General features: G+C 36.0%; 12 protein-coding genes and 1 pseudogene. 4 read left to right on the forward strand and 9 right to left on the reverse strand.

The features are described from left to right. Window positions 1-77: 77 nt before the first annotated feature. Genes cgtA through murC form a run of 3 tightly spaced genes read right to left on the reverse strand, consistent with a single transcriptional unit; the run spans window position 78 to window position 3782 of the window. Window positions 78-1100 (reverse strand): Obg family GTPase CgtA, encoded by a 1023-nt coding sequence (gene cgtA / locus ACFELZ_RS01185; RefSeq protein WP_375316320.1) that lies wholly within the window; start codon window positions 1098-1100, stop codon window positions 78-80. Beyond that, window positions 1088-2353 (reverse strand): phosphopyruvate hydratase, encoded by a 1266-nt coding sequence (gene eno / locus ACFELZ_RS01190; protein ID WP_375316321.1) that lies wholly within the window; start codon window positions 2351-2353, stop codon window positions 1088-1090. The genes cgtA and eno overlap by 13 nt, the downstream gene beginning before the upstream one ends. A 4-nt stretch (window positions 2354-2357) precedes the next feature. Continuing rightward, a complete protein-coding gene (gene murC, locus ACFELZ_RS01195) occupies window positions 2358-3782 on the reverse strand; it encodes a UDP-N-acetylmuramate--L-alanine ligase (protein ID WP_375316322.1) in 1425 nt (474 codons plus the stop codon). A 26-nt stretch (window positions 3783-3808) separates the two neighbouring features. On the opposite strand from murC, the gene ACFELZ_RS01200 reads away from it, so the two are divergent. Beyond that, the gene (locus ACFELZ_RS01200) at window positions 3809-4528 is read left to right on the forward strand and encodes a septal ring lytic transglycosylase RlpA family protein (protein WP_375316323.1); all 720 of its coding nucleotides are present in this window, start codon (window positions 3809-3811) and stop codon (window positions 4526-4528) included. Here the strand turns inward: ACFELZ_RS01200 and ACFELZ_RS01205 are convergent. After that, window positions 4482-4877, reverse strand: a complete 396-nt coding sequence (locus ACFELZ_RS01205) for a transposase (protein WP_375316212.1) — start codon at window positions 4875-4877, stop codon at window positions 4482-4484. The two genes, ACFELZ_RS01200 and ACFELZ_RS01205, sit on opposite strands and share 47 nt — an antisense overlap. A gap of 48 nt (window positions 4878-4925) precedes the next feature. On the opposite strand from ACFELZ_RS01205, the gene ACFELZ_RS01210 reads away from it, so the two are divergent. Then, window positions 4926-5786 (forward strand): IS982 family transposase, encoded by an 861-nt coding sequence (locus ACFELZ_RS01210; protein ID WP_375315786.1) that lies wholly within the window; start codon window positions 4926-4928, stop codon window positions 5784-5786. On the opposite strand, the gene ACFELZ_RS01215 is transcribed toward ACFELZ_RS01210, so the two are convergent. The 5 genes and pseudogenes from ACFELZ_RS01215 to ACFELZ_RS01235 form a co-directional block, all read right to left on the reverse strand. Continuing rightward, window positions 5783-6004: a hypothetical protein gene (locus ACFELZ_RS01215; protein WP_375316324.1), complete on the reverse strand. Its 222-nt coding sequence runs from the start codon at window positions 6002-6004 to the stop codon at window positions 5783-5785. The genes ACFELZ_RS01210 and ACFELZ_RS01215 overlap by 4 nt on opposite strands. A gap of 104 nt (window positions 6005-6108) precedes the next feature. Further along, window positions 6109-7149 carry an NAD(P)H-dependent flavin oxidoreductase gene (locus ACFELZ_RS01220; protein WP_375316325.1) on the reverse strand — a complete coding sequence of 347 codons (1041 nt, stop codon included), beginning with the start codon at window positions 7147-7149 and terminating at the stop codon, window positions 6109-6111. A gap of 5 nt (window positions 7150-7154) precedes the next feature. Beyond that, a complete protein-coding gene (locus ACFELZ_RS01225) occupies window positions 7155-7676 on the reverse strand; it encodes a cytochrome b (protein WP_375316326.1) in 522 nt (173 codons plus the stop codon). A gap of 840 nt (window positions 7677-8516) precedes the next feature. Continuing rightward, a complete protein-coding gene (locus tag ACFELZ_RS01230; protein ID WP_375316327.1) occupies window positions 8517-9530 on the reverse strand; it encodes a hypothetical protein in 1014 nt (337 codons plus the stop codon). 320 nt (window positions 9531-9850) lie between these two features. Next, window positions 9851-12148 (reverse strand): annotated as a pseudogene (locus ACFELZ_RS01235) (peptidase M2); the annotation flags it as partial. Between the two features lie 149 nt (window positions 12149-12297). Between ACFELZ_RS01235 and ACFELZ_RS01240 the strand changes: the two are divergent. Then, a complete protein-coding gene (locus tag ACFELZ_RS01240; RefSeq protein ID WP_375315821.1) occupies window positions 12298-12663 on the forward strand; it encodes a transposase in 366 nt (121 codons plus the stop codon). Between the two features lie 17 nt (window positions 12664-12680). After that, on the forward strand, window positions 12681-13064 hold the full coding sequence (locus tag ACFELZ_RS01245) for a transposase (RefSeq protein WP_375316621.1): 384 nt from the start codon (window positions 12681-12683) through the stop codon (window positions 13062-13064). Window positions 13065-13070: the final 6 nt, after the last annotated feature.

Raw genomic sequence — 13070 nt, forward strand, 5'->3', positions numbered from 1 at the left:
CAAAAACAAACGTTCGTACACATATATTCTAGTTATATGATAAAATAAATGAAAAACATCAATTATCTAAATGAAATTCACATCTTAAAAGGATCATATACATCGATTTCCTTAGAATTACTCTTTTTCAATTTTTCACTTAATAATCTTAAAATAGGCTGTAAATCACCATTAATTGATAAGCACAGCACTTCTTTATTAAGATAATTGGCTAGGTGATTCTTCTTTTCCAGAATTTCTGCTTCTCTCAGCAAGTCACATTTGTTTAATACTACAATCTCTTCTTTTTCAACAAGATCACCATTGTAAAGTTCCAATTCATTATGGATACAACTATAAGACGAAACAACGTCATCATGAGTTACATCGATTAAATGAAGTAAAATTTGACACCTTTCTATGTGCTTTAAAAATTTATGTCCGAGCCCAACTCCAAGGTGAGCATCGGTGATTATTCCAGGAATATCTGCTATTACAACTTCGCTATCATCCACTTTTGTCACACCTAAGTGGGGTCTTACGGTGGTAAATGGATAATCGCCTACTTTTGTATCGGAATTTGAGCAGCGAGTCAAAAATTTTGATTTACCTGCGTTTGGCATGCCAATAATTCCAACATCTGATAAAACTTTTAGTTTTAATAATACATGTTTTTCTTCGCCAGGCTGACCGTAAGTAAAATGTCTTGGTGCCTTATTAGTAGAAGATTTAAAATTAGTATTTCCAAGTCCACCTTTTCCACCCTGCGCTACTTGAAATTCCATATCAGGCTTGTCAAGGTCTACTATTATCTCTTCACTTTCTTCATCAATTATTTGTACACCGACTGGAACTCTAAGTATGACGTCTTTCCCTGCTGTGCCAGATCTATCCCTGCCTGCACCGTTTTTTCCACTATCTGCTTTAATGTGTCTTCTATAACGAAAATGAAGCAAAGTGTTGAGATTAGCGTCGCTGATGAAAACTATGTTTCCACCCTTTCCTCCATTACCACCATTTGGACCACCAAATTCAACGAACTTTTCTCGACGAAAACTTGCACAGCCATCACCACCGTCACCGGCTTTTAAACACAATTTCACTTCGTCTATAAAACCCATGCTAACCCACGATAATATTTAGCATCCTTTCCTAATGCGCTTTCTATTCTGATTAGCTCGTTATACTTTGCGAGTCTATCAGAACGCGATAGCGATCCGGTTTTTATTTGCCCGCAATTTGATGCAACTGCTATATGAGATATTGTTGTGTCTTCTGTTTCACCTGAGCGATGAGAAATAACAGCTTTATAGCCATTTGATTTTGCCATTTCAATAGCAGCAAAAGTTTCTGTTAACGTCCCTATTTGATTTGGCTTGATCAGTACAGCATTTGCCATTTTTTCTTCTATTCCTTTGCCTATTAGTTCACAATTTGTAACAAATAAATCATCCCCAACCAATTGAATTTTACTCCCCAATTTTGCAGTAAGTAATTTCCAACCTTCATAGTCATCTTCACTCATTGCATCTTCTATAGAAATTATTGGATATTTTTCCACAAGGTTATAATAGTATTCAGCCAATTCTTCCGAAGTAAGTTCTTTGTTTTCAAATTTGTAAATTCCATCTTCATAAAAAGTAGATGAAGCAACATCAAGACCTAGTGCAAAATCACTTTGCGCTGAATAACCTGCTGATTCTATAGCGTATATGATCAAGTCAAGTGCTTCTTCAGTACTTTCAATATTTGGTGCAAAACCGCCTTCATCTCCTACGTTTGTGCTATAACCCTTTTTCTTAAGAATGCTACGTAAGTTGTGGAACACCTCCGCAGATATTCTGATTGCTTCACTGAAAGTCTCAGCACCGACCGGAAGAATCATGAATTCTTGGAAATCGAGCTTATTGTCTGCATGTACTCCACCATTAATTATGTTAATGAGTGGAACCGGCATCTGCTCTCCTCCCAAATATCTATATAGCGGCATTTTGAAACTGTTTGCTGCTGCTTTTGCAACCGCAAGAGACACACCCAAAGTTGCATTTGCTCCAAGTTTAGATTTATTTTTTGTTCCATCTAGTTCAATTAATGCTTTATCAATTGCACTTTGGTTTGTTGCATCCATGCCAATGATTTCATTTGCTATCACTCCATTTACAGCTTGAACAGCTTTCAGCACTCCTTTACCACAATACCTTTTCTCATCTTGGTCTCTGAGTTCCAAGGCTTCTAATTTACCAGTTGAAGCTCCGGAAGGTACAGAGGCCCTACCTATTGCTCCATCACAGAGTTCAATTTCCACCTCAACAGTGGGGTAACCCCTGCTATCTAAAATTTCTCTTGCAAATACGTTGTTGATTATCTTATTCATCGCATTAAACCTTAACTTCCGCAATAAGTGCTGCAGTTTCCTTTGCCAATTTAGCTATATTACTACCAGCACCAATAAACAATACTATATCACCTGGACTTGTCGAATCACTAATAAAATGTGAAATGAGTAGAGCATCATTCATAATCTTTACATCATTAAACCCATTACTGATTAAAGCTTTTTGTATATCATCAATCCCACAACCAGGAATAGGCTTGTCTTCTGGGGGATGAATAGGAGTAAGGATTACATAGTCAAACATCATAAAGATCCTTATGAATTCACCAAAAAAATTACGAACGCGAGCAAAACGAAGTGGTTCGATAATTCCTATTACTTTTCCTTTAGTAATCGAACGTGCAGCCGTTAAAGTTGCATATATTTCATTTGGATGATGGGCATAATCCTCAATTAACTTAACACCTTTAATATTGGCAATCAAAGAGAATCTTCTTGCTACTCCTTGAAATTCCAAAAGGCCTTTTTTAATCTCTGCATTGCTAATCCCGAGCTTTATCGCAACTGATATTGCAGCTAGTGCGTTACTGACTTTATGCATTCCTATTGTGTTTGATAGTACTACGTTTTTTATTCTGTGGTTATTGTCAATCAACACATCAAATTCCATGCTGTTACTATGTTGTTCGATGTTGCTGGCTCTTATGCTACCATTCTCAAACCCAAACGTTATAGAATTACTCGCATCATAATAGATGTCTACAGAATCAGGTAAAACTGCAGAACCTGCATTATTCACGAATTGGGAAAATGCATTTTTGATATTATCAAATGTGCCGTAATAATCTATGTGGTCATTGTTGATACTTGTTATGACAGCAATCTTTGCAGGGATTTTTAGCATAGTTCCATCAGACTCATCAGCCTCGATCAGAAAAGTGTCACTCCCTCCAAGTTTGAAGTTGCTCTTATAGGAATTTAATATCCCTCCTACAGTTACAGTCGCATCAATGCCAGAATGATCAAAAATGGAAGCAATCATAGCTGTTGTTGTCGTCTTTCCACTTGAACCCGAAACTGCTATTACACACCTATCTTTCATAATTTCAGTAAGTATGTCTGACCTATGCAAAATAGTTTTATTGTTACTTCTCGCTGGAACCAACTCCACATTGTCAGATTTTATTGCAGAAGAGTGCACAATCACTTGAGCTTGTCCAATGTTATTAGCACTGTGACCGATATAAACTCTTATACCTAGCTTTTGTAACCTATCTGTATTGTCATTTGATTGCGCATCACTACCTTGAACTTTATAATTGGAATTGTGAAGAATTTCAGCAATAGCACTCATTCCGATTCCACCTATACCAATTATATGTATTATTCCTTTTTGAGTCTTGTTCATATTTAGCAGTAAATGTTTACTCATTACTAAATTTATTATAGTATAATTTAAAATCCTCATAGTATCGAACCCTCTTACCGAATACAATGATAAAAAACCTAACCTTCCTATGTCTAATATTTGTTTTGATGAGTAGTTGCAGTTTTAGCAACAGGTTTAATTGCACTGCAGGTCATTACAAAATTGGCAGCAGCTACACAATAAATGGTATAACTTATTATCCAAAAAACTGTAAACACTATGAAGAGATAGGGATAGCGTCGTGGTATGGAATAGAAGATCATGGCACGCTTACAGCAAATGGTGAAGTGTTTAACCGTCACTTGATCTCTGCAGCGCATAAGACTTTGCCCCTACCCTGCTTTGCTCTTGTCACTAATTTAGAAAATGGAAGAAAGCTTGTTGTAAGGATTAACGATAGAGGGCCTTTTATTGAAGGCAGAATAATAGACTTATCAGAAAAAGCAGCTCAAGTCTTAGGATTTCATAAAGTAGGGCTTGCAAAGGTAAAAGTCCAATACCTAAGAAAGATGTCAGAACAATTGATACAAAATACTCCTCATTACAGAAAGCAATATGAAAAAGAAATGCAGAAACGTCACCCAAAACAAGACAGTGCAGAAAGTAAGGGATATGTTGCATTTTTTAAAAGTGCTCAGGCTGCTAAATCAGCTGCATCAAAGCTTCGCAATCAAGGAATAAAAAATGTTAGATTGCTTTTTAAGAACGATCAATATTGCGTGAAAGTGAGTTATATAGCTAACCGAAGTAAGATTTCCCCGAGAGCTGAAAGACAAAATCAATAGCCGAATTAATATTGGGCCAAAAGCTTGGCAGCACTTTTCTTATGGCATGCTTAATGGCAAACCAGAACTTCTCAATCGGATTTAAATCCGGTGAGTATGGCGGCAAGAACAAAATTTTACACCCAACATTTTCTATCAAATTTTTCGTTCTTGCAGATTTATGAAAGCTTGCATTATCGAGAACAATAGTCTGTCCAGGTTTTAATATAGGAACAAGTATATTTTCTACATAAGCATCAAAAATCTCGCTGTTGCAGTAGCCCTCAATTACCCAGGAAGCTTTAACTTTTCCCTCATTTAGTGCTCCTATTAACGTGAATTCTGGATTAAAGGAGAATAGAAAAGGCAAGAAAACAGGGTAAACTCAGCAGTGATAAAAAAATAGATGAGGTTACCCATGGAAGATATAACAAAACTGTTTTGTTTGGTCGATGATTTTTGCAGAGATATAGAGAAAAATTTTGCAGATAAACTACTGCCAAATGGTAAAAACCCCACAAGAACAACGGAAATTGAGCACTCCGAAATCATGACAATAATCCTGCTATATCAACAATCTCCGTGTAAAACTTTCTATCTACATTACCTAACGTTGCTCTACAAATCAGAGTTTCCAAAGTTACCTTCATATACCAGGTTTGTTGCTCTAAAGCCTAGGGTTTTGTGGCATTTAGCAATGTTGTTGCATTGGCTTTGTGGACAGTCAGAAAACACTGGAATTTCATATATAGACACAACTCCCATTGCAGTTTGTCATGCAAAAAGAATATCCAAAAACAAAGTTTTTGCTGGAATTGCAAAATTAAGCAAGAGCACTTACGGCTGGTTTTTTGGTTTCAAATTACATATGGTAATCAATGAAAATGTTGAAATTCATGCACTTACGCTAACAAAAGGCAATGTTGATGATAGGATACCTGTGCCAAATCTGACGGAAAAATTAATCGGTCTTTTGTTTGGTGACAAAGGTTATATTGCAAAAGAGCTTTTTCAGAAGCTGTTTGACCGAGGTTTGAAACTTGTTACCAAGGTGAAAAAAGGTATGAAAAATACATTGATTTCGTTAAATGAGAAGATTTTACTGAGAAAAAGGTCTATCATTGAGACTGTTTTTGGTTACCTAAAAAATAGACTAGAAATTGAACACACTCGCCATAGATCCCCTGTTAATTTTTTGGTTCATATCTTTTCTACTCTCATTTCCTATTCCATCAAATCCACAAAGCCTTCTATTTCCTATACTTTCTTCCTTCCTTAATCCAGAATTCGCGTTATCAGTACTTCTTCTAATTGAATTAATACATTAGGATCGGCAGGATCTTTTTCGTCCTTAAACAACTTTTTGCATTCTCTGGCAGTCTTTTGCACAGCTTTTTGATCTTCTTTTACTGTTTTACGTATAATGTTGAACAAATTCCAATCTGCGTCATTCCAAGATTCAGTAGAATTTTCTATTTTATTAGGTGAAACAGGCATAACATTTCTCCATACATAATAAAATGTATAGATACCTCTTTAGCGTTAATTTTACATTAAAACTGGGCAATTATGCCATATTATGGATAATTAATGGCAACTTGCTAACCATTTGCTTTGCTAACTACTGGGTTTTCTACTTCTACAGATTTGCTATCAATATAATTATTTGCCTGTTGAATTAATATGTCTATCACTTCTTTTACAGGCTTTTCCCTATCAACCATGCCAACACTTTGACCGGCCATTAAAGATCCCGTTTCAACATCTCCATCAATTACCGCTCTTCTTAAAGCTCCAGCCCAGAACTTTTCTATTTCAAGCTGCCCATCTTCTTTTGAGATCTGTCCCTTTTGGTATTCATCAATAACTTTTTTTTGATGCTTCATAAAATCATCACTTGCTTTGTTGGCTATAGCTCTTACTGGAATTACAGGAAAATCAGCACTTATCTGTACAGAAGGTATTGCATTACGTGCGGCTGATTTAGTAAACACTTTCTTAAAATTTTTGTGGGCAATTGACTCATTAGTGCAGACAAATAATGTACCTATTTGACAGCCACTTGCCCCCATTTCTAAGTAATTAACTATCATTTCACCTCTTCCTATTCCACCTGCAACAAACACTGGTATTTGTTCATTTTTAAAATGAGGCAATATCTCTTGTGCGAGAACAGAAGTGCTAACTGGCCCTATGTGCCCGCCTGCTTCCATTCCCTCTATTATTAACGCATCTACTCCCATTTTTACTAACCTTTTCGCAAGGCTTAATGCTGGTGCAAAGCACATAACTTTAATGCCTGCACTCTTAATCTTTTCTATATTAGGCTTCGTTGGTAATCCGCCAGCAAGCACTATATGGCTTACTTTCGTTTCAATACACACATCTATCAACTCACTCAACTTTGGGTGCATAGTAATTAGGTTTACACCAAATGGTTTGTTAGTTAATTTCTGTGTCTCTATGATTTCTTTTTTCAATAGGTCTAGAAACATTGCACCACATGCAATTACACCGAAACCACCAGCGTTTGAGATTGCCGAAACCAAGTTTCTCTCTGAAACCCAGCTCATAGCACCACCCATTATCGCAAACTCACTACCAAGAAAATCTGTTCCTTTTTTCCAGAGGCTACTTAACATATAACCTATATCATACGTTTAAAAATGTTTTGCTTATCTATAAATGTGTGTTTCAAAGCGCCAAGTATATGCAAGATTATAAAGAGTACCATAAAATATGCAAGCATCGAATGTAGCTGATTAGCCGTGTTAGCTAGGTCTTTGTTTTGATTAATCAACAAAGGGACATGAAAAAAATACTTGATCTTTTTGCCAGAAGCAGAAGACATAACATAGCCAGATAGTGGCATTAGCACCATTAAAGAATATAAACCAAAGTGTACTGTTTTACTTGCATTGATTACAAACCGAGAAAAATTTGCTGGAAGTCGTGGAACATAAGTAAAGACGCGAAAAAATATGCGTACTATGATTAATCCAAGAATAGTGATACCGCAAGCCTTATGAATAGCGTATATGTTGAACTTAATCTCATTGCTAAGTGGTAAGCTTTTCATATAAAGTCCAGAGCAAAGCATACCAATAATAAAAACAGCCATCAACCAATGGATAACTCTTAAACCTAGGCTATATTTATCGTCTTCCATTTTGATTACCCTAAAGTAGCATTTATATAATAGAAAAACTATTTTTCAATCAAAATTATTAAAGCAATTTAGATTTACCGACAATGTAGCTATACAAATTCGACCAAGCCGGGAGTCAAGTAGCTGGCCGGCACCTAAGCCATAAAAAAGGATTAAATGCAAAACTTCCTTGACAAACCTCGCCAACCCCCTTATCATAAACACTGAAGCTATTTATTTATCTTCTCTGTACAGATTAAATGACAAAAAGACTCACGTATCTGGCGTCTCATGTTTAATTTTTTGCACTATGTGCACCTTATGTCTTTATAAAATTTCTAGGTTTTTACCTAATATAAGCTGAAATGCGCTTATAAAGCATTTAAAACATAAAAAAACGCCAACTTAAAAAATGGATAGTGAATAACTAGCTACCCTAGAGTTTTTTTTGCCTTTTTTTCTGTTTAGTAAATTTTTTAACGTTTATAATTTAGGTTAGTTGCATTTAAAAGCAGCTAAATTGCAGCGTTTAGAATAAAAAAACGCCATACTTGAAAGTATAATGTAAGTAATTAGCCAACCACGGGGCTTCTTTTGCCTTTTTTTTCGTTTGGTAAATTTCTTAATGTTTGTAGCTAAAGCAATTTAAGAGACCGAAAATGGTGTCATTCCAGCGCGTGACGCTGGAATCTAGTTTTCCATATAATCTCATCGAAAACGTTGTGTTTTAACAACCACTTTCTATGCTAGTTTGCTTGCTTACAAGCAAACTTTCCTGGATTCCAGCGTCACGCGCTGGAATGACATTGTGGGTTGTTAGGTGTTATCCAAGTAGCGTAACTACTTGGATCTAGCGCTGAATTACCAATCCGCAGAAATTGGAACATCTGCTGCGTCTGGAATCTCAAGTGGCGGGTGTGACATTACTCCTCTTACGGCGTCTTGAAATCCTTTATCATTCACGTTAGCCTTGATTACAGCAGCTTGTGTGAATTTAGGAGTATCCATAAGTTCAGTAGCTACTTCTTGAGGCGTTGGTTTCAACCCTTTTTCAACTAAGAACTCCTTTGCTGTTTGGTCACTTCTACCATCATACTTTGCTTTGTCTGAGCTACTAAGAAATCCTCCTAAATTATCCACAAGGAATGATTTGTTGCCATCTTGTACAGCAAGTATTGCACCTGCTAAAGCTTTTCCTTTATCTGCTTGGGTTGAAATATTGGAACCATCAGTTTTAACAAACGCAGTATCAGCAGCAGTTTTAGTATAAACTTCATCGGCTGGAGCAGCTTTAATATATACCTTATTTGTAAAATCAGAAGAAGCAGTTATAGCATCCACGACATCTTTCGCTGCAGTTTTTGCTGAAAGTTCTGAAGTTTTAACAACTTTGTCTGTAAGCTTTTCTAAAATAGCAGTAACTTTAGCATCATCTAAATTTGTACCATCAGCATCAGCTTTATTATCTAGGTCAGTTTTCCTAGCAAAAGTAGTACCTATTTTGGTTTCAGAGATTTTGTTACCGCCATCTGTTGCATCAAATATGGCTTCAACAACAGGCTGTTTTGCTACTTCTTCTGCAAGAATTGTTTTACCATTTTGAACGCTTTGTGTAGCAAATAATGCGCTTATAATATTGCCAAGACCTGTTGTAGTAGTTTCAGTACCACCTTTTAGCTGATATTTAAATACTACATCTTTTAGGTTGCTTAGCCTGATATCATCTATTTTAGTAAGACCAGCAATACTTGAAGCATCTAGGATATATTTATTATCATTGCCATCTTCATAAACTATGACTTTAGCATCACTTAAGTTTGCTATTGCTTCTGTGCCTCTTCCTGAATCTGTATAAAATTTTAAACTAGCCACCATATCACTCTCCGTTGATTATAAAAACCATAGGGTGCATGAAAAAAGTATAATTTTCGTTAATGCTAGATTTTACATAAGATTTCCTTGAAACTTTTCATTTCAGAATTCTTCTCTTGTCATTCAAGTAGCTGACACTGATTTGATCGAAAATGTTGTATAGTGCACAATCAATTTTTCTGGATCCAAGTAGTCAAGCTACTTGGATGACAAGGGAGGGAGGCACTGGGATGACAATCGTCATCCCGCTACTTGTTAGCGGGATCTATGCTAAGAGATACCGCGAATGAATCGCGGTATGACGTAGGAAAACCTTTCTTGGGTTAGCTATAGATACAGGCCGAGTTGTGGTCATGATAAATGTCGCTTGCGCAATCGAACATTTTCACAAAGCCACTTTCCAGATAAGAGTTATATTCATTATGTTGACCTAAAAATATAGTGCTATCTTGTGTTTCTAGGCTGAAACCGCTTGTATCTGACAGCAACTCATAGTTTAAATCATCTATTTTGGTGATACTACTTATTACTTTGCCCTTCTCATCAGATATAGCTAAATTATAATGATCACCATCCTTCATTATCTTGATGGATACCTTGTCTTCAGGTAACACTATAAGCTTCTTCGTATTACTATCGTGGATTACGAACTTGCCTTTTTCAAAATAATATTTGTCTTCCGGCAAAGCACCAACCTTATAATTCGATGCGTGCAATTTGTGCCAAAACTTTAACACAGAACCTTTGTCCTCCCCTTCTGCTCTATCATACAAGGCTTTTACATCATGATAATCTATGGTTACATTTGCCTTGTGCTTCCCTTCTGAGTCCTGCTCGCGACTCTTTTCTATTTTTAGAATTGTATCTTTCAACACCTGCTCTTTCTCCTCCACTAAAGCTGACCTTTTTGCCCTTGTTGGAATTTGTGGCTGATCAGACTGCATTTCACTATTGTCGTTTGATGCAGTTTTCTCTTCAGCAACAACATTAGTAGTACTATGGCTCATGTGTGACGTATCAACTTCTGTCTTAGTTTTACTTACCTGCCCTTTTGGACTTTCGGTTTGTTTCTCTTTTGTGAATATTCTCTGATAGTCCGTGTAGCCTCTATTAGTATCACCGATATCGCCATCACCTTGATCGAAAGTTATTTTTTTACTTCCATTCCCCATGTCCTCAATTTCAACTTGAGGAGAAACAGATGCGAGGAAATCGTTATAACTGTAGTTGTAGTCAGCAGAAAAGAATATTTTCCCTTTGAAGTTATGGAAATTATTAGATAACATTCCAATTTCTTCATCAGTATCACCATCAAATAGTTTTACTTTAGTAGAATATGCTTGATCTTTTATTCTAACTATCTCACCGCTAGAGTTTCTTTGTATGTGGTAATCATTTGGGTCGTACTTTATAGCAAAAAGTTTGCCAGAGCCATATTTCTCTAAGTTTATAAGGCCCACATTTACATGTTTATGGGAATAATCTCTCTTCTCATATTCATGTGCAAATATTGGATCTATATATCTATATTCATCTGATATATTTGGCATACCTATTGGATGTTCATCACCATCTTTCGTCACCGGAACAAGCTTATATGCTCCGTCTTTTTCCACTAATTTTAGATGAGTAATACTTTGTGGTAGTTGAAACCTTACATTTGCTCCATGGTCATGAATAAATAGATCACCTTTTTCGGTAATATAAAAGCCCATATTTTTGAATGTATGTAAATTTTCGCCTCCTTGTTTTACAACCGCTTCGTGTACATCGTCGTCTGTCCTGTCGGTTCCCTTATTATCCAATAATCTTCCTTTTTCTACGATTACTCCATTTGCCTTTTGCTCATCAGAATATTGTGCATGCTCTGAATCTTGATGATTCAAAATTTTGGTACCTCTGAGAAGCAGAGAATCTAAATCTTTTTGGATGTGTCCAGTGCTAGGATGCAACAACTCATTTTCATGTAAATGCGCCTCATCAAAGTATTCATCACGTTCAACTGTTCTGCCATCTATCAGAGAAGCTTTATAATGACCATTTTCTTTTGTAACTGCCATGTAAGCACCGCCTTCGTATGAAACATTTAAGTTGTGCAATATATCCTCAAAAACAAAAGTTTCTTTAGTTTGGCCTTCAACTTGCTTAAAAAATCCTGATTCGCTCGATAATTCTCCAAGTTTTGTATTTCCATCATATATAGACAGTGCACCCATATCTCCTTGACCATGAGCTTGCATAGAAAAAATCTTACCTTCTTGTAGATCAATATGATTTGTACCTCTTATCAAGTTTGAATCGATATTGATCATCTCTTCTAACATCTTTTCTACGTCGATGTTCTTAGTCGCTTTTACTTGTTCTAAGCCAGTGTTTATGGTTTTATCAAGCAAGGTACTTTTTAAATTTTCATACTTATCTAGTATTGCATCTTTCAGTTGTGTATATTTGTCTTGTGTAGCACTATATAATCTCTTATCTTCATTAAGATAATTAGTGCTGGCTGAATTGCATTTTTCTACAAATTTCTCATAAGAGATCTCTCCTCTTTTGTATTGCTCGTATGCATCATGACGCTGTGTTTCTTCCTGTTCACGCAGGCCTTTCAACACATCATTATATTCTATATCCTTCTGCTTATCTAAGTCTTCTAGCTCGCTCGCACGTATTTTTTCTAAGTCTTCTTTCCCATTATAGTAAGATTTTCTTAGAGCCTGTCTTCAAACTAAGTAGAAAGGAGTTAAGAAGTGTGTTATAAGGTATATTTTAAATGTACCCAAGCGATATAAGTGACAAAGAATGGAAGATAATAGAGCTATATTTTGAACCTAAAAAGACCGGCAGACCAAGAAAACATAGTATTAGAACAATTATTAACGCAATCCGCTATATGATGAGAACAGGATGTCAATGGAGACAACTGCCTAAAGATTTTCCACCATGGAAAACAGTGTATAGTTGTAATTCGCGATTGAAAAAAAGTGGAATATGGCAAGAGATTCATGATTTTCTAGTTAAAAAAGTAAGAGAGATAATTGGTAAGAATGAAACTCCATCAGTGGGAATAATAGATAGCCAATCAGTAAAAACTACTCAAAAAGGGGATCCAGAGGATATGATGCTGGCAAGAAAGTAAAGGGTAGAAAGCGCCACATCGTTGTAGATACTGTAGGTCTTGTAATTGCTGCTGAAGTACAAAGTGCAAGCATTCAGGATCTTGATGGTGCACTAAATCTTTTTGTTCAAGCCAAATGCAAAGCTCCAACATTACATAAGTTTTTTGCTGATCAAGGATACACAGGTAAATTGCAAAACCTCTGCTTATTGGAAACTGGATGTTTATTGACGATTACCAAGAAAATAGTTGATACAGGATTTCAGGTTATTCCCAAACGTTGGATTGTTGAGAGAACCTTTGCTTGGCTCTCCAATTTTAGACGTATGAGTAAGGATTATGAGCATTCTCCTCTCACTTCAAAAAATAACATCTTCTTTAATATGATCACTATTATGCTTCACAAATTAGCTCATTCTTGAGTTTGA

The organism is Wolbachia endosymbiont (group A) of Colletes cunicularius, from assembly GCF_964264715.1.
Taxonomy (GTDB): Bacteria; Pseudomonadota; Alphaproteobacteria; order Rickettsiales; family Anaplasmataceae; genus Wolbachia.